Annotated in this window: 21 protein-coding genes; 8 read left to right on the top strand and 13 right to left on the bottom strand. The window is 70.8% G+C overall.

Features of this window, described 5'->3' with window-relative positions; genetic code table 11:
* Nucleotides 1-35 precede the first annotated feature (35 nt).
* From ACWDSL_RS02840 to ACWDSL_RS02820, 5 genes are all read right to left on the bottom strand, one after another.
* A complete protein-coding gene (locus ACWDSL_RS02840; RefSeq protein ID WP_450481033.1) occupies nucleotides 36-854 on the bottom strand; it encodes a MetQ/NlpA family ABC transporter substrate-binding protein in 819 nt (272 codons plus the stop codon).
* Between the two features lie 40 nt (nucleotides 855-894).
* The gene (locus ACWDSL_RS02835; RefSeq protein WP_089510434.1) at nucleotides 895-1,716 is read right to left on the bottom strand and encodes a MetQ/NlpA family ABC transporter substrate-binding protein; all 822 of its coding nucleotides are present in this window, start codon (nucleotides 1,714-1,716) and stop codon (nucleotides 895-897) included.
* Between the two features lie 101 nt (nucleotides 1,717-1,817).
* Nucleotides 1,818-2,576, bottom strand: a complete 759-nt coding sequence (locus ACWDSL_RS02830) for a methionine ABC transporter permease (RefSeq protein WP_450481031.1) — start codon at nucleotides 2,574-2,576, stop codon at nucleotides 1,818-1,820.
* Nucleotides 2,573-3,661: a methionine ABC transporter ATP-binding protein gene (locus ACWDSL_RS02825; RefSeq protein ID WP_450481029.1), complete on the bottom strand. Its 1,089-nt coding sequence runs from the start codon at nucleotides 3,659-3,661 to the stop codon at nucleotides 2,573-2,575. Before ACWDSL_RS02825 ends, ACWDSL_RS02830 begins: the two co-directional genes overlap by 4 nt.
* 423 nt (nucleotides 3,662-4,084) lie before the next feature.
* Nucleotides 4,085-4,735, bottom strand: a complete 651-nt coding sequence (locus ACWDSL_RS02820; protein ID WP_450481027.1) for an HAD-IA family hydrolase — start codon at nucleotides 4,733-4,735, stop codon at nucleotides 4,085-4,087.
* 220 nt (nucleotides 4,736-4,955) lie between these two features.
* Here ACWDSL_RS02820 and ACWDSL_RS02815 point away from each other — a divergent pair, with 220 nt between their 5' ends.
* Both ACWDSL_RS02815 and ACWDSL_RS02810 read left to right on the top strand, forming a co-directional pair.
* The gene (locus tag ACWDSL_RS02815; protein WP_450481025.1) at nucleotides 4,956-5,324 is read left to right on the top strand and encodes a hypothetical protein; all 369 of its coding nucleotides are present in this window, start codon (nucleotides 4,956-4,958) and stop codon (nucleotides 5,322-5,324) included.
* Nucleotides 5,317-5,787, top strand: coding sequence for a hypothetical protein (locus tag ACWDSL_RS02810; RefSeq protein ID WP_450481023.1), 471 nt, complete (start codon nucleotides 5,317-5,319; stop codon nucleotides 5,785-5,787). The genes ACWDSL_RS02815 and ACWDSL_RS02810 overlap by 8 nt, the downstream gene beginning before the upstream one ends.
* Nucleotides 5,788-5,823: 36 nt before the next feature.
* Here the strand turns inward: ACWDSL_RS02810 and ACWDSL_RS02805 are convergent, their stop codons facing one another.
* The 3 genes from ACWDSL_RS02805 to ACWDSL_RS02795 form a co-directional block, all read right to left on the bottom strand.
* Nucleotides 5,824-6,327 (bottom strand): GNAT family N-acetyltransferase, encoded by a 504-nt coding sequence (locus tag ACWDSL_RS02805; RefSeq protein ID WP_089510440.1) that lies wholly within the window; start codon nucleotides 6,325-6,327, stop codon nucleotides 5,824-5,826.
* A gap of 120 nt (nucleotides 6,328-6,447) precedes the next feature.
* Complete coding sequence (locus ACWDSL_RS02800; RefSeq protein WP_450481021.1) at nucleotides 6,448-6,996, bottom strand: sigma-70 family RNA polymerase sigma factor; 549 nt, start codon at nucleotides 6,994-6,996, stop codon at nucleotides 6,448-6,450.
* 216 nt (nucleotides 6,997-7,212) lie between these two features.
* Nucleotides 7,213-8,376: a glycerophosphodiester phosphodiesterase gene (locus tag ACWDSL_RS02795; RefSeq protein ID WP_450481019.1), complete on the bottom strand. Its 1,164-nt coding sequence runs from the start codon at nucleotides 8,374-8,376 to the stop codon at nucleotides 7,213-7,215.
* 277 nt (nucleotides 8,377-8,653) lie between these two features.
* On the opposite strand from ACWDSL_RS02795, the gene ACWDSL_RS02790 reads away from it, so the two are divergent.
* Nucleotides 8,654-9,325: a lysophospholipid acyltransferase family protein gene (locus tag ACWDSL_RS02790; protein ID WP_089510443.1), complete on the top strand. Its 672-nt coding sequence runs from the start codon at nucleotides 8,654-8,656 to the stop codon at nucleotides 9,323-9,325.
* A 17-nt stretch (nucleotides 9,326-9,342) separates the two neighbouring features.
* On the opposite strand, the gene ACWDSL_RS02785 is transcribed toward ACWDSL_RS02790, so the two are convergent.
* The 4 genes from ACWDSL_RS02785 to ACWDSL_RS02770 form a co-directional block, all read right to left on the bottom strand.
* A complete protein-coding gene (locus tag ACWDSL_RS02785; RefSeq protein ID WP_450481017.1) occupies nucleotides 9,343-10,179 on the bottom strand; it encodes a class I SAM-dependent DNA methyltransferase in 837 nt (278 codons plus the stop codon).
* A 205-nt stretch (nucleotides 10,180-10,384) separates the two neighbouring features.
* Entirely contained in the window at nucleotides 10,385-11,359 is a 975-nt protein-coding gene (locus tag ACWDSL_RS02780) for an aldo/keto reductase (RefSeq protein ID WP_450481015.1), read from the bottom strand.
* Between the two features lie 86 nt (nucleotides 11,360-11,445).
* Nucleotides 11,446-12,876: an argininosuccinate lyase gene (argH, locus tag ACWDSL_RS02775; RefSeq protein ID WP_450481013.1), complete on the bottom strand. Its 1,431-nt coding sequence runs from the start codon at nucleotides 12,874-12,876 to the stop codon at nucleotides 11,446-11,448.
* 106 nt (nucleotides 12,877-12,982) lie between these two features.
* A complete protein-coding gene (locus ACWDSL_RS02770; protein ID WP_450481011.1) occupies nucleotides 12,983-14,182 on the bottom strand; it encodes an argininosuccinate synthase in 1,200 nt (399 codons plus the stop codon).
* Nucleotides 14,183-14,475: 293 nt separating this feature from the next.
* On the opposite strand from ACWDSL_RS02770, the gene ACWDSL_RS02765 reads away from it, so the two are divergent.
* The 5 genes from ACWDSL_RS02765 (at nucleotide 14,476) to ACWDSL_RS02745 (ending at nucleotide 18,979) form a co-directional block, all read left to right on the top strand.
* Nucleotides 14,476-15,804, top strand: a complete 1,329-nt coding sequence (locus ACWDSL_RS02765) for a ferredoxin reductase family protein (RefSeq protein WP_450481069.1) — start codon at nucleotides 14,476-14,478, stop codon at nucleotides 15,802-15,804.
* 13 nt (nucleotides 15,805-15,817) lie between these two features.
* Nucleotides 15,818-16,321, top strand: coding sequence for an FMN-binding protein (locus tag ACWDSL_RS02760; RefSeq protein ID WP_450481009.1), 504 nt, complete (start codon nucleotides 15,818-15,820; stop codon nucleotides 16,319-16,321).
* Nucleotides 16,321-17,100 carry an FAD:protein FMN transferase gene (locus ACWDSL_RS02755; protein ID WP_450481007.1) on the top strand — a complete coding sequence of 260 codons (780 nt, stop codon included), beginning with the start codon at nucleotides 16,321-16,323 and terminating at the stop codon, nucleotides 17,098-17,100. Before ACWDSL_RS02760 ends, ACWDSL_RS02755 begins: the two co-directional genes overlap by 1 nt.
* A 147-nt stretch (nucleotides 17,101-17,247) precedes the next feature.
* Nucleotides 17,248-17,835 (top strand): pyridoxamine 5'-phosphate oxidase family protein, encoded by a 588-nt coding sequence (locus ACWDSL_RS02750; protein ID WP_450481005.1) that lies wholly within the window; start codon nucleotides 17,248-17,250, stop codon nucleotides 17,833-17,835.
* Between the two features lie 142 nt (nucleotides 17,836-17,977).
* Nucleotides 17,978-18,979, top strand: coding sequence for a bile acid:sodium symporter family protein (locus ACWDSL_RS02745; RefSeq protein ID WP_450481003.1), 1,002 nt, complete (start codon nucleotides 17,978-17,980; stop codon nucleotides 18,977-18,979).
* A 9-nt stretch (nucleotides 18,980-18,988) separates the two neighbouring features.
* Here the strand turns inward: ACWDSL_RS02745 and ACWDSL_RS02740 are convergent, their stop codons facing one another.
* Complete coding sequence (locus tag ACWDSL_RS02740) at nucleotides 18,989-20,734, bottom strand: adenine deaminase (protein ID WP_450481001.1); 1,746 nt, start codon at nucleotides 20,732-20,734, stop codon at nucleotides 18,989-18,991.
* Nucleotides 20,735-20,750: the final 16 nt, after the last annotated feature.

Raw genomic sequence — 20,750 nt, 5'->3', positions numbered from 1 at the left:
TGACGTTCGGATACGGAGCCATCGCCAGTGCGCGGCTAACCGCCGGTGACCGGCAGCACCGACCCCTTGTACTTCTCTTGGATGAATTTCCGCACTTCGGGCGAGGTGAGGAGCTTGGCCAGTTTCTTCACCCGCGGGTCGTCCTCATTGCCCTTCTTCGCGGCGAGAACGTTGGCGTATTCGTTTCCCTTCACCGACTCCAGCAGCACCGAGTCCTTCGTCGGATCGAGTCCGGCGTCGAGCGCGTAATTGCTGTTGATGACGGCCAGGTCGACATCGTCGAGAGAGCGCGGCAGCTGGGCCGGCTCCAGCTCCTTGAAGGTGAGCTTCTTCGGGTTGGCGGTGATATCGGCGGGGCTCGCGGTGACTCCCGCGTCCTTCTTCAGCTCGATGAGCCCCTTGGCGGCGAGCAGTTTGAGGGCGCGTCCCTCGTTGGTGGTCTCGTTGGGCACCGCGACGGTCGCCCCGGTCTTGAGGGCGGAGATGTCCTTGATGTGCTTGGAGTAGGCACCCATGGGCGGCAGATAGATATCCGCCACGGACACCAGGTCGGTGCCCTTCGTCTTGTTGAAGTTCTCCAGGAATGGGACGTTCTGGTACAGGTTGGCGTCCAGCGAACCTTCCTGGAGGGCGGTGTTCGGCAGAACGTAGTCGGTGAACTCCTTGACCTCGAGCTTGAGGCCTTCCTTCTCCGCCAGGTTCTTCCTGATGTAGTCCAGCACCTCGCCCGCCGGGACGGCGGTGGCTCCGACGACGAGCGTGTCGTCGTCCGAGCCGCCGCCGGAGCCCGCGCCGCACGCGGTCAGCCCGAGGGCGAGTGCGGCGGCGGCGAGAGGGACCGTGATCTTGCGCATGATGTGGTTTCCTCCGGGGTCACGCAGTCCGGGTCCGCGGTCAGAACGAGGCGATGACGGAGCCGTCGTACTTGTCCTTGATGAACTTCTTCACCTCGGGGGAGGTGAGAAGCTTCGCGAGCTTCTTGACGCGCGGGTCGTCCTCGTTGCCCTTCTTCACGGCGAGGAAATTGCCGTACGGGTTGTTCTCGGGCGACTCCAGGACGAGGGCGTCCTTGGCCGGCTTGAGGTCGGCCTCGATGGCGTAGTTGCCGTTGATGACCGCGGCGTCCACATCGTCCAGGGCGCGCGGCAACTGCGGGGCCTCCAGTTCCTTGAACTCCAGGCCCTTGGGGTTGTCTGCGATGTCCTTCGGGGTGGCCTCGTTGCCGACGCCGCTCTTGAGCTTGATGACGCCGTTGGCGTCGAGGAGCTTGAGGGCTCGGGCCTCGTTGACGGTGTCGTTGGGGATTGCCACGGTCGCGCCGCTCTTGAGGTCGTCGGCCTTCTTCACCTTGTGCGAGTACAGGCCGAGCGGCTCCAGGTGCACGGTGACGACGGGCACGATGTGGGTGCCCTTCTTCTTGTTGAAGTCGTCGAGGAACGGCTGGTTCTGGAAGTAGTTGGCGTCCACCGACCCGTCTTCGGTCGCCGTGTTCGGCGTGTTGTAGTCGGTGAACTCCTTGACCTCGAGCTTGAGGCCCGCCTTTTCGGCCAAATGATCCTTGACGTAGTTCAGGATCTCGGCGTGCGGGACGGGGCTCGCGGCGACGACGAGAGCGCCGTTCTTGTCGGAGCCCTTGTCCGCGCCGCAGGCGGTCAGGCCCAGGGTGAGGGCGCCGGCGGTGAGGGCGATGGCGAGGGTCTTTGTGGTGTTACGCACGAAAAGTGCCTTTCTTTTTGGGCATACGAGGCCGCTGCGGGTGCCAGGGCGCTCTGCGCAGAAGGAAGTTAGGGGGGAGTTACGAGGGGTTGGAGCGGGGCTCAGGGGGCCTCGGATGCCTCGGCGACCTTGGCCACCGGACCGGGCTCCTCCGCCCGCTTCGTGGCCCGCACCGGCCGCAGCCGCGAAGTGGCCGAGGAGCGGCCGCGGTGCGACAGGGCACGGGCGGCGAAGTCACCGGCGAACTGGATGATGGAGATCACCACCGCCAGGATCGCCACGGTGATCCACATCAGCTCGGTCTCGAAGCGCTGGTAGCCGTACCGGATGGCGAGGTCGCCCAGGCCGCCGGCGCCGACCGTGCCGGCCATCGCCGAGTAGCCGATGAGCGCGACGATCGTGGTGGTGGCGCTGGAGATCAGCGACGGCAGCGCCTCGGGCAGCAGGACCTTGCGTACGACGGTCCAGGTGGAGCCGCCCATCGACTGCACCGCCTCGACGAGCCCGCCGTCCACCTCGCGCACCGCGGTCTCCACCAGCCGGGCGAAGAAGGGGATGGCGCCGATCGCCAGCGGCACGATCGCGGCCTCGGGGCCGATCGAGGTGCCCACGATCCAGCGGGTGAAGGAGATCAGCGCGACCATGAGGATGATGAACGGCATGGAGCGGCCGATGTTCACGATCTGGCCGACGACCTTGTTCACCACGACGTTCTGCAGCACCCCGCCGCGGTCGGTGAGCACCAGCAGCACCCCGAGGGGCAGTCCGCCGACCACCGCGATCAGCGCCGACCAGCCGACCATGTAGAGCGTGTCCCAACAGGCCTGCTCCAGCAGGGGCTGCATCTCGGACCAGGTCACTTGGCACCTTCCTTGGTCAGCTCAGTCGACTTGGCCGGCTTGGTCGGCTTGATGTCGTTCGCCGCGCGGAGCGCCGCCTCGGCGCCGCTGGCCACCTCGATCTGCAGCCCCTGCTCGCGCAGGAACCCGATCGGCACGACGTTCTCCTCGAACGGGCCGGGCAGTTCGATCCGCATCCGGCCGACCTGCCGGCCGCCGACGGTGTCCATGGCGGCGCCGAGGATCGAGATGTCGATGTTGTACGTACGCGCCAGCTGGGAAATGACCGGCTTGGTCGCGGCCTCACCGTGAAACGTGACGTCCACCACGGTCCGGTCGGTGCCCGGCAGCTCCCCGCCGACCGGGAAGAGCTCCCGCGCCAGTTCGGAGCCGGGCGTGGCGAGCAGATCGGCGACCGCGCCGGACTCCACGATCCGCCCGTCCCGCATCAGCGCCGCCGAATCGCAGATGGACTTGACGACGTCCATCTCGTGGGTGATCAGCAGCACGGTCAGCCCGAGTTGCCGATTCAGATCGCGCAGCAGCTGGAGGATCGAGCGGGTGGTCTCCGGGTCGAGGGCGGAGGTCGCCTCGTCCGACAGCAGCACCTTGGGGTCGCCGGCCAGCGCCCGGGCGATGCCGACGCGCTGCTTCTGGCCACCGGACAGCTGCGCCGGGTACGCCTTGGCCTTGTCGGCGAGGCCGACCAGGTCCAGCAGCTCCTGGGCCTTACGGGTGCGCTGCTTGCCGGATACGCCGAGGATCTCCAGCGGCAGCTCGACGTTGTCCCGGACGGTGCGCGAGGAGAGCAGGTTGAAGTGCTGGAAGACCATCCCGATCCCGGTACGGGCCTTGCGCAGCGCCGAACCGGCCCGCGGTCCGCGCCCGGCGAGCGCTGTGAGGTCCTGGCCGGCCACGGTGACCGTGCCCGAGGTGGGGCGCTCCAGGAGGTTCACACAGCGGATCAGGGTGGACTTGCCGGCGCCGCTCTGTCCGACGACGCCGTACACCTCGCCCTCGCGGACATGGAGGTCGACGCCGTCGAGGGCGGTGACCTCGCGGCCTCGTGAGCGGTAGACCTTGGTCAGGCCTGTCGTGGTGATCACAGGGGTTTCCGTCACTGTTGAGTGCACGGCGGATGGTGCCGCCGGGCACGGTTCGTTCATTGCGGAACGCGACGTGGAGCGACCCGGACGCACGCGAGCGCAAACGCGGGCGCGGCTTCGGGGTTCCGGTGACGCGGGGCGGCGCGGTCCGGCACGGATCGGTGCGGACGCGGCTCAGCTCAGCGGGTCTCGCTTCGGGGCGCGAGGCTCAGGCAAGGGCCCTCAGCGGTCACACATTCGACACATACAGCGAGCACCGGGCGTCTGGATCGCCTCGGTCGCGGTGGCGCGGCTGCTCGTCGTGGTCATGGGCGTAAGTAAAGCAGACACATGTACGGGCCCATCAAACTTGTCCGAATAGCGGACTAGCCAGATCAGTCCGTGGACGGTACGGGACGGAAGGCGGGGCGGCAGGAGGTCGGCTCACTCCCCCGCCGTGATCTCCAGCCCGCCCTCGATGGCCTTGACGGACACGGCCGACAGGTCCTTGACGACGACATCCGCGACCAGCTGTCCCCGGTCGGCCGTTGTGGTCAACGCCACGGTCCGCATCCCGGCCGCCCGGCCCGCCGCGAGCCCGGCCGGGGCGTCCTCGAAGACCACACAACGGGCCGGGCCGAAGCCGAGCTTGTCGGCGGCCAGCAGGAAGGGCTCGGGGTCCGGCTTGCCGCGCGTGATGTCGTCCGCGCTGATCAGCAACGCCGGGGAGATCCCGACCGCGGCGAGACGAGCCTCGGCCAGCTCGCGGTTGGCCGAGGTCACCACGGCCCAGCGGTCCACGGGAAGCCGCCCCAGCAGCTCGACCGTGCCGGGCAGCGCCACCACCCCGCCGCCCGCCACATCCGCCAGCTCCAGCTCGTCGATGCGGGCGCGGGCCTCGGGTATGCGGTGTGCGGGGAGCAGATCGCCGATGATGTCGGAGGCGGGGCGGCCGTGCAGCTCGACCCGCTCGAAGTCCTCCGCCGGGATTCCGTACTCCCGCGCCCAGCGGCTCCAGCAACGGTGGACCGACTCCAGGGACGAGATCAGGGTTCCGTCGTTGTCGAACAGCAGGGCGTCAGCGGAGATCTTCATATCGCGTCAGCGTACGGGGCCGCGGCCTCTTATCGTTCGCTTCTCCGCCCGCTCGGCGCAGAGGTGCGGCTTTCGCGGTCGTCTGCGGCCCGGCGGCCGCGCGTGCGTCGCTCACGTGGGGCGGAAACACAGCGCCCGCCGCGGCCGATTACCCTCGTCCCATGCTTGCCACCCCGCTTGCCACCCCCTGCGTGCGCCACCGCACCGCGCGGAGGTCCCGTTGATCGACGCGCTGACGGTCGCGCTCGGTGTGACCGCCCTCGCACTGGCCGCGTGGTGCGGGTTCGCCACCTACCGCGACCAGCCCACCAAGGACTGGCACTTCATCGGCATGGCCGTGGTGACCCTGCTGGGCCTGGTCCAGCTGGTCATAGGGATCGTCCTGCTGGCGCGCGGGCAGCGGCCCGACGACAGTGTGGCGATCTTCGTGGCGTATCTGGTCGGCTCGGGCCTCGCCGTGCCGATCGCGGCGTTCATGTCGCTGGCGGAGCGGACCCGGTGGGGATCGGCGACGGTGGCCGCGGCCGCCGTGGTGCTGGCCGTACTCGAGGTGCGGCTGTACGACATCTGGGGAGGCACCGGTGCCTGAGTCAGCGCCCGAATCCAGCACCGCCGACGAAGCCCAGCAGCCGGACCGGGCCAATCAGCCGCGTCGGGCCCGCTCGGGCGGACTCGGCCAGGGGCCGGGTCGGCTGCTGGTGCTGCTGTACGGGGTGTTCACCGTCGCGGCCGCGTCCCGCTCGATCTACCAGCTCGCCGCGCAGTACCACGAGGCCCCGCTCGCGTACATCCTCTCCGCGGTCTCGGCGGTCGTGTACGCGTTCATCACCGTCTCGCTCGTACGCGGCGGAGAGGGGGCGCGCAAGGCGGCGTTCGTCTGCTGCGCCGCCGAGCTGCTGGGCGTGCTGACCATCGGCACCTGGACGCTCGCGGACCCCTCCGCCTTCCCCGACCAGACGGTGTGGTCGGACTACGGGATGGGCTATCTCTTCATCCCGATCTTCCTGCCGGTCACCGGGCTCATCTGGCTGCGCAAGGCCCGCCAGGATTGATCCCGGCGGGCCTCGAACGCTGTCTCCGGCGCTGTCTCAGGCGCTGGCCGCGTACGCCGAGGGCGTGGCCTCCTTCTCCAGGGTGACCAGGCTCAGCCGGCGGTTGACCTCTTCGGTGCCCACCTGCGCATAGCCGTAACGCCGGTACAGCCGCAGATTGCCCTCGCTGCGGTGGCCGGTGAACAGCCGGTACCGCTTGGCGTCCCGCTCCTCGGTCAGCCGCTCCTCGATCGCCGCGAGCAGCCGCCCGCCCAGGCCGTGCCGCTGCATCCGCGGGTGCACGATGAGCTTGCCGATGGCGGCGGTGCCCTTGTCGTCGACCGTGCCGCGGACCGACCCGACGACCTCCGCGCCGAGCCGGGCCACGAGCACACAGCCCTTGCCCAGTTCGGCACGGAGGTCGTCGAGGGACTGGGTCAGCGGCTCGATCGAGTAGTCCCCGTAGAGCTCGGCTTCCCGCTGGTAGCACAAGTACTGCAACTTGAGGATCTGCTCGGCGTCGTCCGCGGTCGCCGCAGAGATGGTCACGCTCATGCCCATGTGCGCATGCCTCCCCTTGTATCGGTCCGCCGGCCGCGCTGAGGGTAGGGATGCGACCGGGGTGCTGGCCTGACCGGAGCCGTCGTGAGGATGCACGTCCGCCTCCGAGGCGCCGATTGTCTAACGCTCCTTTCCCCAGAGTTCAGGAGCCGCAACCTCCGCCGTGAGCATTCTGCGCAGGCAACCCAGACATCGGGAACGTACCGGGCCCAGGCTGCCCTGTGACATTCCCAACTCCCCCGCGATCTCGCGGTATGTCAGGTCGGCGCGGGACAGCAGCGCGCCCAGTAACAGGGGACAGCGGCCGGGCAGCCGGCGCACCGCCGCGCGCAGCACACGGCCCGTCTCCGCCCGGAGCACGACATGCTCGGCGGGTTCTGCATACTCGGCGTGCTCGACGGTCCGGGAGTCGGGGCCGCAGGGCGGGCCGTCGCCCACCGGGTCGTACGGCACCTCCCGCCGGGCCCGCCGCCTGGCCCCGCGCACCTCGGCCCGGACCGCGCCGCGCAGCCAGGCCGCGGGCTGGGGCGGCGGCCCGTCCGCGCGGGTGCGCTCCAGCAGCCGCAGCCACACCGCCTGTTCGAGCTCGGCCGGTTCGATACCCGCACCGTAGGCCTCGGCCGCCGCCTCGGCGGCGAGCAGCGGGCGGAGTTTTTCCAGAAGATCCATACCCGGCGGGACGTGGGCGGGTCGGGACCGGTTGCCGGTGCGCCGGTCTCTCACCCGAGGGGGTGGCCACGCGGACGCGAGTTGACGCGGCGGACGTGGGCCGACGGAGCCGGCCCAGGTGGATGGAGACGCCGCGGCGCGCGGTGGTGTCCCCCTGTACGGGCAGGCTGTACGGGCAGGGCACCGCCGCGCGCCGGGCGGGTGTTCACCGGCTGTTCATCGGCTCTTGCGGAAGTCCTCCGCCGCGAGCAGCGCGGTGTCCGGGTTGTCGGAGAAGATGCCGTCGATGCCCGTCTCGAAGTACTTCTTGAAGGCGCCGAAAGCGTCCCCGTACGCGTTGGGGTCGGTGCCGCGCCGGAAGTCGGCGGGCAGGAAGGTGTTCTCGTTGCGCATGGTGTAGGGGTGCAGCACGAGACCGGCCGCGTGCGCGTCCTTGACCACGCTCGTCGGGGTGCCCAGCTTGCCGTCTGCGGTGCGCGGGATGATCACGGACAGGTCCGGGCCGATGCCCTGGGCGTAGCTCGCGATCCACTTCAGGCCCTCGGGCTTGACCAGGTCCGCGACCGTGCGCGGGTCGTTCGCCTCGATGAAGTCCCAGGGGCGGCTGTTGATGGTGGACAGCAGCACGACCGCCGGGGTGCCGACCAGCTTGCGCAGCCGCTGGATGCTGCTCGGCTCGAAGGACTGCAGGAACAGCGCCGCGTCTTTCTTGTGGCGGCCGTACTTGCGCAGCAGCTTGGCCAGCGGCTCTTCCAGGCCGAGCCCCAGCTTGCGGAAGTAGGTGGGGTGCTTGGTCTCGACGTACAGCCAGATCCGGCGGCCCCGCTTACGGCCCTCCCGGTCGGCCCACTGCAGCACCTCCTCGAAGGTGGGCACCTCCCAGCGGCCGTCGTAGAGCGTGTTGCGCTGGCGGTTGCCGGGGATGCGCTCCTTGGCGCGCAGGGTCTTCAGCTCGGCGAGTGTGAAGTCCTCGGTGAACCAGCCGGTCAGCGCGGTGCCGTCGACGGTCTTGGTGGTCTTGCGGTCGGCGAACTCCGGATGCGCGGAGACGTCCGTGGTGGCCGTGATGTCGTTCTCGTGGCGGCAGACGAGATGGCCGTCCTTGGTGGGGACCAGATCCTGCTCGATGATGTCGGCGCCCATGTCGAGCGCGAGCTGGTACGAGCCCAAGGTGTGCTCGGGCCGGTATCCGCTGGCCCCGCGGTGCCCGATGACGGTGGGCACCGGCAGGCCGTGGCCCTTCCCGGACGCCTCCCCGGACGCTTCCCCGGACGCCTCTGCCGCCGTGGCCGTACCCGCCCCGCCCAGCGCCATCGCCCCCGCGCCGAGGGCCGCGGCCCCCAGGATGGCGCGACGTCCAGGCTTCTGCTCCCGCTCCATGACACTCCTCGCTGTGGAGTCGTTACCTGCCAAAACCTGATCAAAAGACGGCCCGATCGTAGGGTGGAGCGGCTTTCCTGCGGGAGACGTTGGGCAGAACGCGTGGGAAACGTGGGTCAACAGTGCGTATCAGGTGGGTGAACCCGGTGTGCGCGGGGGCTTGACCGGCGAGTATCGTCTCATCGGCGCAAGTGCGCGGTATCGGGTTGACTCACCCTGAGTAACCGACCCTCCCGCACGCGGGCGCCTCAGCTCATGACCCCGACCGGAGGGCCCGTTGTCCCGATTTGCGTTCCTGAAGGCAGTGCTCGGTCCGCTGATGCGCCTGATGTTCCGCCCGCAGGTCGAGGGGGCGGAGCGGATCCCGGGCTCCGGCCCGGTCATCCTCGCGGGGAACCATCTCACCTTCATCGACTCGATGATCCTGCCGTTGGTCTGCGACCGTCAGGTCGTCTTCATCGGCAAGGACGAGTACGTCACGGGCAAGGGCCTCAAGGGCCGGCTGATGGCCTGGTTCTTCACCGGCGTCGGCATGATCCCGGTGGACCGGGACGGCGGACACGGCGGCGTGGCCGCGCTGATGACCGGCCGCCGGGTGCTGGAGGAGGGCCGGATCTTCGGCATCTACCCCGAGGGCACCCGCTCGCCCGACGGCCGCCTCTACCGCGGCCGCACCGGTATCGCCCGGCTCACCCTGATGACGGGCGCCCCGGTGGTGCCGTTCGCGATGATCGGCACGGACCGGCTCCAGCCGGGCGGCAAGGGGCTGCCGCGGCCGGGCCGGGTGACGGTCCGCTTCGGCGAGCCGCTGGAGTTCACCCGCTACGAGGGCATGGACCGCGACCGCTTTGTGCTGCGGGCGGTGACGGATGAGGTCATGAGCGAGGTCATGCGGCTGTCCGGCCAGGAGTACGTGGACATGTACGCCACGAAGGCGAAGGCCGCCTGACCTTCCCGCTCTTCCTTTCAGGCGGCCTCGTTGCCGTGTGTGACGCCGTGTGTGACGCGGATCTTCGACTGCCGGTGGGGCAGTTCCTCCCAGTCGTCCATGAACCGCGCGGCGAGCCCATGGTCCGCGGCGAGCCGCACCAGGGTGGCCGTGCGGTAGTAGAAGTCCTCGCGCAGCACATGGTGCTCGGGCCCCTCGGTGCGGTTGAAGGTGAAGTCGAAGTACCCGCCCGGGGCGAGCACCCGCCCGACATGGGCCAGGCACTCGTCGATGACCTCCCGGGGCGAGTGGGAGAAGACGCTGTGCGCGTGCACCACGGTGAAATGCGCCTCGGGTAGCGCCGCCAGGCGCAGATCGCGCACCAGGCTCAGCAGGGGCACCTTCGCTTGCAGGCCACGGCCCGCCACGACCTCCTGGGCCGCGAGGAGAATATCCGGCGATATGTCGATACCGTGATAGTGGCCCGCGTCGAGATAGTCGATAAAACGCCACCCGGCACGCAGATTGCCGCATCCGATGTCCAGCAGCCGGTCGTCGGGCCGCAGACCGTGCCGCAGGAGATAGTCGTACTGCATCTCCCCCAGGGCGAGCCAACGCTCATGCGAGGCGCTGCCCACCGCCGCCTCGGGGTTCCGGGCGGTGTCGTCCCGCATCACCGCCCGGTAGTAGGCGATGTGATCGCGAGTGGAGACGCGCAGCCGCAGATCCCGGGCGAGCCGCCGCATATAGCGTGGCACCCGTTGGGGATGTCGTACGGCGTACCGGACCTTGTGCAGGGCGCTCGCGCGATTCCTGGCCGACGTGCCGGGCTCCGCGGTGCTCGCGGCCGAGGCGGTGCGTATGGGTACGGGCATTCGGGACCTCGCCTGACGGCAGGGGTTATGTCCTGGTCAGCCCCATCGTCTCCGCCCCCGTACGCCCTCGCCAGCCGCGTGTGGCGTACGGGCCCCGCCCGCGAAATCCGGTGGTCGCCCCGGTCGGCGCGGCGCCGCCGCATGGGCGGGGCTTGCTCTCCCCCTTCTCGCGGCGGAGCCGCAGGGGGAGAGCAGGGGAAGCCCCTCAGGCCCAGGGCAGTTGCGCGCGGTGGTGCCAGTAGTCCTCCGGGGTCTCGGCCAGGGTCGCCAGAGTCTCCCGCTGGCCCTCGTCCAGCGTCAGCTGCGCCGCCGCCAGGTTGGAGTCCAGCTGGGCGGTCGTCGCCGCGCCCGAGAGGACGACGCTCACCCACGGCTGGTGCAGCACCGCCGCGAGGGCGACCGCGTCGGGGCCCGTGCCCGTCTCCTGGGCGATGTGGCGCAGCGCCTCCGGGAGTTGGTCCGAGGCCGCGAGGCGGCCGTTGGCGACGGTTTCCTTGATGATCACCGCCCGGCCCGCCTCATGCGCCTCGGCCAGGGCCGCGCCCGCCGAGGGGTCGAGCAGGTTGTACGTGGACTGGACCGTACGGAACAGCGGTTCCCCGTCCACCGTGACCTCCAGCGCGGCGCGGATCGCGGCCGCCTGGGCGGGTCCGCTGGTCGACAGCCCGATCGTGACGCCTTCGGCCGCGAGCCGGGCCAGCCGGGCGTGCAGTTCGGGGTCGGTGAGGGCGGGGCTGTCGAGGGTGACGGAGTGCACCTGGTACAGGTCGAGCCGGTCGCCGAGCAGGGCGCGGCTCTCCGCGCTCTGGCGGTCGTACGTCGCGATGCCGTGGTCCTTGACCTCGTGCGTCTTGACGTCCGTACGCCAGTCGGCGACATACGTGTAGCCCCACTTGCTGCCGACGACCACGTCCCGCACCTCGGGGCGCCGGTCCAGCCAGCCGGCCAGGAACTCCTCGGCCCGCCCGTACGAGCGCGCGGCGTCCAGATAGCGCACGCCGCGCGCGTACGCGGCGTCCAGCACCTCGTACGTGCGCTCGCGCATCGCCTCGACGGTGCGCTCGGCCGGGAGGTCCCGCTCCCGGCCGAGGTTGATGTAGCCGGGACGGCCCACGGCGGCCAGGCCGAGGCCGATCCGGGCCGTGGGGGTGGTGACTTCCGCGAGGCGCGCGAACGCCATGGTCTGTCTGCCTCCTTGTATCGGGTAGCCGGGTAGCCGGATGGCCGAGGGTAGCCGGGTGGCCGTCGGGCCAGCAGCACCGTACGTCAGCGCTGGGCGTCCGCCCACTCCCGCTGCGCCGCCAGGTCCGCCTTCACCTCGACGAGCTGCGCGGCCACCGCCGAGGGGGCCGTGCCGCCCCGCCCGTTGCGGGAGGCGAGGGCGCCCGGGACGTTGAGGACGGTGCGGACCTCCGGCGTCAGGTGCGGGGAGATCTTCGCGAACTGCTCGTCGGTGAGCTGGTCGAGCTCGATGCCCGTCCGCTCGCACTCCTTGACGCACTCTCCCGCCGTCTCATGTGCCACACGGAACGGCACGCCCTGCTTGACCAGCCATTCCGCGATGTCGGTGGCGAGCGAGAACCCGGCGGGGGCCAGCTCCTCCATACGCTCGCGGTTGACGGTGAGGGTCGCCATCATGCCGGTGAAGGCGGGGAGCAGGACCTCCAGCTGGTCGCAGGAGTCGAAGACCGGCTCCTTGTCCTCCTGGAGGTCGCGGTTGTACGCGAGGGGCAGGGCCTTGAGGGTGGCGAGCAGGCCGGTGAGGTTGCCGATCAGGCGGCCGGACTTGCCGCGGGCGAGCTCGGCGATGTCCGGGTTCTTCTTCTGGGGCATGATCGACGAGCCGGTGGAGAAGGCGTCGTGGAGGGTGACGAAGGAGAACTCCTTCGTGTTCCAGATGATGATCTCCTCCGCGATCCGCGAGAGGTCGATGCCGATCATCGCGGTGATGAAGGCGAACTCGGCGACGAAGTCGCGGGAGGCCGTGCCGTCGATGGAGTTGGCCGAGGAGCCGCCCTCGAAGCCCAGGTCGGCGGCGACCGCCTGCGGGTCGAGACCCAGCGAGGAGCCGGCCAGCGCGCCCGCTCCGTACGGCGAGACGGCGGTGCGCACGTCCCACTGCCGCAGCCGCTCCGCGTCCCGGGACAGCGCCTGGGCATGGGCCAGGACGTGGTGGGCGAAGAGGATCGGCTGGGCGTGCTGGAGGTGGGTGCGGCCGGGCATGGCGACGTCCGGGTGGGCCTCGGCGAGGCCGACCAGCGCGCCCTGCAGATCGGCGATGAGGCCGCCGACGATCCGGGCGTGGTCGCGCAGATACATCCGGAAGAGCGTGGCGACCTGGTCGTTGCGGGACCGCCCGGCGCGCAGCTTGCCGCCGAGGTCGGGGCCGATCCGCTCCAGCAGGCCGCGCTCGAGCGCGGAGTGCACGTCCTCGTCGGCGATGGTGCCGGTGAACTCGCCGGAGGCGACGTCGGCCTCCAGCAGGTCGAGCCCGGCCAGCATCCGCTCCAGCTCGTCCTCGGTGAGCAGCCCCGCCGCGCGCAGGACGCGGGCGTGGGCGCGGGAGCCGGCGATGTCGTACGGCGCCAGGCGCCAGTCGAAGTGCACGGAGGCGCTCAGCTTCTCCAGTGCCTCGGACGGCCCGTCGGCAAAGCGCCCGCCCCACAGGCGTACGTCACCGTTGTTGCCGTTGCTCACGCGTTGCTCCTTGAGGGGTGTGGATGTGCGGCCGCCTCCCCGCCGGGGGCGAGGAGGCGGCTGTGACATGCAGGTTACTGGCTGCCTCAGCCCTGCTCAGCTCAGGTCAGCTCTGCTCTAGATCCCGGCCGGCCGCGATCTTGCTGGACAGGCCGAAGATCTCGATGAAGCCCTTGGACAGCGACTGGTCGAAGGTGTCGCCGGTGTCGTAGGTCGCCAGGTTGAAGTCGTACAGCGACTGGTCGGACCTGCGGCCGGTGACCACCGCGCGGCCGCCGTGCAGGGTCATCCGGATGTCACCGGAGACATACTCGTTGGCCTCGGCGATGAAGCCGTCGAGGGCCCGCTTGAGCGGGGAGAACCACAGCCCGTCGTAGACGAGCTCGCTCCACCGCTGCTCGACCTGGCGCTTGTGGCGGGCCAGTTCGCGCTCGACGGTGACGTTCTCCAGCTCCTGGTGGGCGGTGATCAGCGCGATGGCGCCGGGGGCCTCGTAGACCTCCCGTGACTTGATCCCGACGAGCCGGTCCTCGACCATGTCGATCCGCCCGACGCCCTGGGCCCCGGCCCGCTCGTTGAGCTGCTGGACGGCCTGGAGGACGGTGACCGGCCGGCCGTCGATGGCGACCGGGACGCCCTTGTCGAAGGTGATGATCACCTCGTCGGCCTCGCGCGGGGTGGCCGGGTTCGAGGTGTACTCGTACACGTCCTCGATCGGCGCGTTCCAGATGTCCTCCAGGAAGCCGGTCTCCACGGCCCGCCCGAAGACGTTCTGGTCGATGGAGTACGGGGACTTCTTGGTGGTCGCGATCGGCAGCTGCTTCGCCTCGCAGAAGGCGATGGCCTTGTCCCGGGTCATCGCGTAGTCGCGGACCGGGGCGATGCACTTCAGGCCGGGGGCCAGCGAGGAGATTCCGGCCTCGAAGCGGACCTGGTCGTTGCCCTTCCCGGTGCAGCCGTGGGCGACGGTCGTCGCGCCGTGCTTCTTCGCGGCGGCGACCAGGTGCTTGACGATCGTGGGCCGGGAGAGCGCCGAGACCAGCGGATAGCGGTCCATGTACAGCGCGTTGGCCTTGATCGCCGGGAGGCAGTACTCGTCGGCGAACTCGTCCTTGGCGTCCGCGACCTCCGCCTCGACCGCCCCGCAGGCGAGCGCGCGCTTGCGGATGACGTCCAGGTCCTCGCCGCCCTGGCCGACGTCCACGGCGACGGCGATGACCTCGGCGCCCGTCTCCTCGGCGATCCAGCCGATGGCGACGGAGGTGTCAAGGCCGCCGGAGTAGGCGAGTACGACGCGCTCGGTCACAGGGTTCTCCTTTGGATTCATGCACTAGCTGGCATAAGTATGCACTCCTCCGAATATTTCGTCAACGAGCCCCAGCCGCGCCAGACAGCCCGACCCGGCACGGCTGCGGCGATTCGCCCGATATCGCATCGTCCACCGCCCCGATTCCATGATTCCTCGGCGCCCATTGAGACGTCGGCGCCCCCGAGCCGTACTCCCCGGCACCGGAGCCGTCCGGTGACGCGCGGACGCGTGCGAAAGGGGACAGGCCGTTGACGACGGTGACGAACAGCCCGACCGACCGGCGGGAGGTGATGCGGCGCATCCGTCCCCGCCGCTCTCCCGCGGTGCCGCTGATCCTGCTGAGCTGGGCGGGGGCCGCGGCGGTGGTGACGCTGTGGTGGCAGAACACCCCGAACGTGGTCGGCAACGCCGAGTGGCTGGTCGGCGGGGGACGGCTGACCGGGCTGCTCAGCGGGTACTCCATCGCGCTGGTCGTGCTGCTGATGGCGCGGGTTCCGGCGCTGGAGCGGCGCGTGGGGTCGGACCGGGTCGCGCGGTGGCACGCCATAAGCGGCCGGTACACGCTGTGCCTGATCCTCGCCCATATCGTGCTGATCATCTGGGGGTACTCGGCCCAGGCGCAGACGAGCCTCGTCGACCAGACCGTGACGGTGGTGACCGAGTACCCGGACATGATCAAGGCGGTGGTCGGCACCGGGCTGCTGCTGCTGGTCGGCCTGATCTCGGCGGGCGTGGTGCGCCGCCGGATGCCGTACGAAGCCTGGTACTACCTGCATCTGCTGACGTACGCGGGCGTGTTCCTGGCCTTCTGGCACCAGCTGACCGCCGGCGCCGAGTTCGTCGCCGACGACATGGCGCGCATCGGCTGGTACGCGCTGTACGGCAGCGTCACCGCCGCCATGGTGTGGTACCGGGTGCTGGTGCCGGTGGGGCTGAATCTGCGGCACCGGATGCGGGTGCTGGCCGTCGTCCCCGAGGCGCCCGGCATGGTCTCGGTGGTGATCGGCGGGCGGAACCTCGACCGGCTGGGCGCGGAGCCCGGGCAGTTCTTCCGCTGGCGGTTCCTGGCGCCGGGGCTGCGGTGGGGCTCCCACCCCTACTCACTGTCCGCGCCCCCGCAGGAGGAGCGTATGCGGATCACGGTGAAGGCGGTGGGCGGGCACAGTACGGCGCTCGCCACGCTGGAGCCGGGGACGCGGGTGTGGGCCGAGGGGCCGTACGGGGCGATGACCACCGGGCGGCGCAGCCGCAGCAAGGTGCTGATGATCGCGGGCGGTGCGGGGATCACCCCGCTGCGGGCGCTGTTCGAGACGCTGCCCGGCCGCGGCAGCGACATCACACTGCTCTACCGGGCCCGCAGCATGGAGGACCTGGCGCTGTGGGACGAGCTCCAGCGGATCGCCGAGGAGCGCGGGGCCCGGCTGCTGTACGCCGTGAACGGACCGGACGGCGCACGCCCCGAGATCACCCCCGAGCGGCTGCGCTCGGTACTGCCCGATATCGACCGGCACGACGTCTTTCTGTGCGGGCCTCCCGGCCTGACCGAGCACGCATACGCGGCGCTGCGCGAGGCCGGAGTGCCCGACCGCCGTATCCACCACGAGTCCTTCGAAATGTAAGGGAGGCGGAGTCATGAAGAGGAAACATCCGCTGCGCCGGATCATGCTGGGCACCGCGGCCACCGTCTCCGGGGTCGTGTTGCTGCTCGCACTCAAGCAGCCCGGGTCGGAGCCGGTCGCCGCGGCCGATCCGCAGAACCCCGCACAGGCGCCGCAGGCGCCCGCCACCGCGCCGGCGGCACCCGGCGGGGGCAATGGCGGCGATGGCGGAGGCGGTGGTGGTGGCGGCAATGGCGGTGGCGCGCGTACGGTCACCGGCGACGCGGCCCAGACCCAGTACGGCCCGGTCCAGGTGAGCGTGACCGTCAGCGGCGGCAAGATCACCGGAGCCACGGCCGTCAAAACCCCCGACTCCGGCCCGCAGAGCGACCAGATCGCCGCCGATTCGGTGCCCAAGCTGAACAAGGCCGCACTGACCGCCCAGAGCGCGAAGATCGACACCGTGTCCGGCGCCACGTACACCAGCGAGGGCTACCGCAAGTCCCTGCAGAGCGCGCTGGACAAGGCCGGTCTGTGATGGACGGCGAGCCGCGGCGGATGCTGCATGTCGAGGAGACCATGGGCACGGTCTTCTCCCTCGACGTCCGTGAGGTGCCCGAAGCGGGCCGGCCCCGGGTGCGGGCCGCGCTGGACGGGGCGGCGGCCTGGCTGCACCGGGTCGACGAGCTCTTCTCCACCTGGCGGGCGGACAGCCAGATCAGCCGGTTGCACCGTGGCGAACTCGATGTGTCGCAGTGCGATGCGGACGTACGGGATGTGCTGCGGCTGGCCAAGGAGGCCGATCGGCTCAGCGACGGCTGGTTCAGCGCCCGCTACGCCGGGCAGCTGGATCCGACCGGTCTGGTCAAGGGCTGGGCGGTGGAGCGCGCCGCCCAGATGCTGGCGTCGGCGGGGGCCGGGTCGGTGTGTGTCAACGGCGGCGGGGACATCCAGACGCACGGCGGGCCGTGGCGGGTGGGCATCGCCGATCCGCTGCGCCCCGGGGAGCTGGCCGCCGTGGTGGAGGCCCGCGACGAGCTGGCCGTGGCGACCTCGGGCCCAGCCGAGCGCGGCTGCCACATCCTCGATCCGTACACCGGCGCGCCCCCCGCGGATCCGCTCGCCTCGGTCACCGTGGTGTGCCGGAGCCTCACGGACGCGGACGCCTGGGCCACCGCGGCGTGCGCGATGGGCGCCGAGCGGGCCCGCCCCTGGCTGCAGCGGCTGCCGGATGCGGCGGCGTTCGCCGTCACGTCCGACGGCACGACCTGGCAGACGAGCGGCTTCGCCCGGTACGACGCGGCGATGTGCGTCTGAGGTTCAAGAACCTCAGCCGCCGACCGCCTCGGCCGGCAGGGGCAGGTGGCTCCGGGCCGGGTCGGGTCGGATCCCGTTTCCGCTGCCGTCCCGCATGCCCCATGAAAACATCGGCCGCGCCACCCCGTCGCCCGGATAATGCGCCTCATGGGAAAGGTCTATGAACGCATTGACGGCAGGCTGCGCACCTTCATCGAAGAGCAGAAGATCTTCTTCACCGCCACCGCCCCGCTCGCCGGGGACGGCACGGTCAATCTCTCCCCGAAGGGGCTGACCGGCTCCTTCGCCGTTCTCGACGAGCTGACGGTGGCCTATCTGGACTTCGCCGGGAGCAACGCGGAGACCATCGCCCATCTGCGGGAGAACGGCCGGATCACCTTGATGTGGTGCGCCTTCACCGGCCCGCCGAACATCGTGCGGGTGCACGGCCGCGGCGAGCCCGTCTTCCTCGACGACCCGCGCTTCCCGGGCCTGCTGGAGCACTTCCCGGACATCGACGTGGCCGAGCACGGGCTGCGGGCGATCATCGTCGTGACGGCGGAGCTGATCCGGGACACCTGTGGGTTCGCGGTCCCCTTCATGGACTACCGGGAGGACCGTGCGCTGCACGCCGACCGCTTCCGGCGCGAGACGGGGGACACGCTGAGCGCGTACTTCGAGAAGAAGGAGCACGTGGCCTCGAGCATCGACGGGCTGCCCGGTCTGCCGCTCCCGCTGCCGCCGCGTACGGCCTGAGGCACCGCCCGCGGCACCGTCCGCGGCATCGCCTGAAGCACGGCCTGAGACACCATTTGCGCGCGGTGACCCAAATTGCGTGTAGGGACCACATAACGAGACGGTGTTGCGCGGCGCCCCGCCGAGGGCGTTCGATCACGCGGTGCGATCCGAAGATACGAGCCGCAGGGCGGACGCCACGGCGCCGCCGACACCGCCGCAGCCCGCCACCGCCGACCGGGCGGCCAGACGGGCCGTCACCGTCTTCCCCCTCCTGGTCCTCGCCGCGGGCGCGGCGGGCCTGGCCACGCCCGGCACCTTCAGCGGATGGGCGCCGAACGTTCCCTACCTACTGGGAACGATCATGTTCTGCATGGGCTTGACCCTGACCGCGCATGACTTCACCGGCGTGCTCAAGCGTCCCTGGGCGGTGGCGCTGGGCCTGGTGGCGCACTATGTGATCATGCCGGGCCTGGGGTGGCTCATCGCCCATGCCCTGGGCCTGTCACCGCAGTTGGCGGCCGGTGTGATCCTCGTCGGCTGCGCCCCGAGCGGTACGGCCTCGAATGTGGTGACGTACCTGGCGCGCGGCGATGTGGCGCTGTCCGTCTCGGTGGCGACCGTCTCCACGGTGCTCGCCCCGCTGGTCACCCCGCCGCTGACGCTGCTGCTGGCCGGGGAGTATCTGCCGGTGGACGCCGGGTCGATGGTCACCGACATCCTCAAGACGGTGCTGCTGCCGGTCGTCGGGGGTGTGGTCGTACGGCTGCTGGCGGGGCGTTATCTCGGGCGGGTGCTGGGGCTGCTGCCCTGGCTGTCGGCCGCCACCATCGCCGTGATCGTGGCGGTCGTGGTGGCGGCGAGCGCGGACGCCATCAAGTCGGCCGCCGCGCTGGTGCTGCTGGCCGTCGTGCTGCACAACGGCCTCGGGCTCGCGCTCGGCTACGCGGCGGGCCGCGCCGCCCGCCTCGGCGAGCCCGCCGGGCGGGCCATGGCCTTCGAGGTCGGCATGCAGAACTCGGGCCTCGCGGCGTCACTGGCGTCCGCGCACTTCAGCCCGCTGGCCGCGCTCCCGGCCGCCGTCTTCTCCGTCTGGCACAACATCTCGGGCGCGCTGGTCGCCGCCTGGATGTCCCACCGCTCGCGCCGAGCGGCGGAGAGCTGACGGCGGGGGTCACGCGACGACCGGGTCCTCCCAGGCCCGGTCGACCACCCGCACCAGACCCAGGTCCGTCAGCTTGATCTGGGGCGACACCGGGAGGGTCATGGTGGACACGCTCATGAAGGCGTTGCGGTGGAGCCAGCCCCACCCGTGCAGCGCCTCCCGTACGGCGCCCGCGCCGGCCGCGACCTCGGGTGCGGGCGCGGTGGACATCACGCCGCCCACGGGCAGCGGCAGATGGACGTCCGGCCGCCCGGTCACCGCCACGCAGATCCCGCCGTGCGAGCCGATGACGCGGTTGGCCGCCCGGCGCAGCGCGCCCGCGTCGGTGGCCACCACGGTGAGGTTGTGGCTGTCGTGCGCGTACGTGGTGGCGGTGGCGCCCTTGGCGAGGTCGAAGCCCACCACGGGGGCCATCGTCCGGCGGCCGGTGCCGTGGTGGCGTTCGTACACCGCGAGCACGGCCGTCCTGCCCTCCCAGTGCACGACCCCGTCGCGTACGGGCAGCACGACCTCGGCCGGCTCGGTGAAGGTGTCGACGGGGTTGACCCGCAGCGCCCGGAAGGTGTGCTCCCCGTCGGGGAGGTCGGCGTGCCATACGCAGTCGGCCTCCTCCAGCGGGGTGAGGCGGACGGAGTCGGCGAAGGGGTTGTCGGGCGCCGGCCCGGCGGTGTGCGCCGGCCCGACGGCATCCGTCAGCCCTGCGGTGTGCGTCGGCCCGGCGGTGTCTTCCTCGGCCACGACGCGGCCCCCGCAGACCACCGTCACCGGTGTCGGGTCGTCGAGGGCGCGCAGCAGGACCAGGTCCGCCCGCTTGCCGGGGGCCACCACGCCCCGGTCGTCCAGGCCCAGGCGGCGGGCCGGGTGCAGGGTCAGGGCGCGCAGTACGGTGGCCGGGCTCATCCCGACGTCGAGCGCGACGCGGGCGATGTGGTCCAGGTGTCCGCGGTCGAGGATGGCGTCGGCCGCCAGGTCGTCGGTGACCAGGCAGAAGTCGGGCAGCACGGGGAGCTCGTGGAGGCGGCGCACCAGCTCGGCGCTCAGGCACTTCTCCTGCAGCATCAGCAGCATGCCGAGCCGCGCCTTCTCGACCGCGACCTCGGGGGTGTTCTTGGTGTGGTCGGAGTCGATCCCCGCCCACAGGTATTCGCCGAGGTCGTCGCCGGTCAGGTTGGGGCAGTGGCCGTCCAGGCGGACGCCCTTGCGCCGCGCCGCGTCGACGATCGAGCGCATCCGCGGGGAGCCCGCGACCACGGCGCGGTAGTCCATCACCTCGCCGAGGGTGGTCACCCCGTCCCAGTCGAGCATCTCGGCGATGTCCTCGGCGGTCAGCGAGGAGCCCGCGGTCTCGAAGCCCTCCAGCGCGGGCACGCACGACGGCACGGCCCACAGCATGGTCTGCTCGGCCCCGCGGCCCTGCTCGATCATCCAGGCCATGGCCTCGCGCCCCGCGACGTTGACGATCTCGTGCGGGTCGGCGAGGACCGTGGTGGTGCCCCGGGGCAGGGTGATCCGGGCGAACTCGGCGGGGGTGAGCAGCGAGCTCTCGATGTGCATATGGGCGTCGATGTAGCCGGGCGCGACGATCAGCCCGTCGGCGTCCAGGACGCGCTCGGCCTCGATCCGCACGCCCGGGGCGGTGACGGCGCGGATGAGGTCGCCGGTCACCACCACGTCGGCCGGCAGGATCTCGCCGGTGTGCACCGAGAAGACGCCGGCGCCACGGATGAGGAGGTCGCAGCGGCTTGGCATCGGCATGGGGTCTCCTGCTCGC

The sequence above is a fragment of the Streptomyces sp. NPDC000941 genome, from assembly GCF_053599555.1.
The sequence above is the reverse complement of the archived record's forward strand: the minus strand, read 5'-3'. Positions and strand labels throughout refer to the sequence as shown.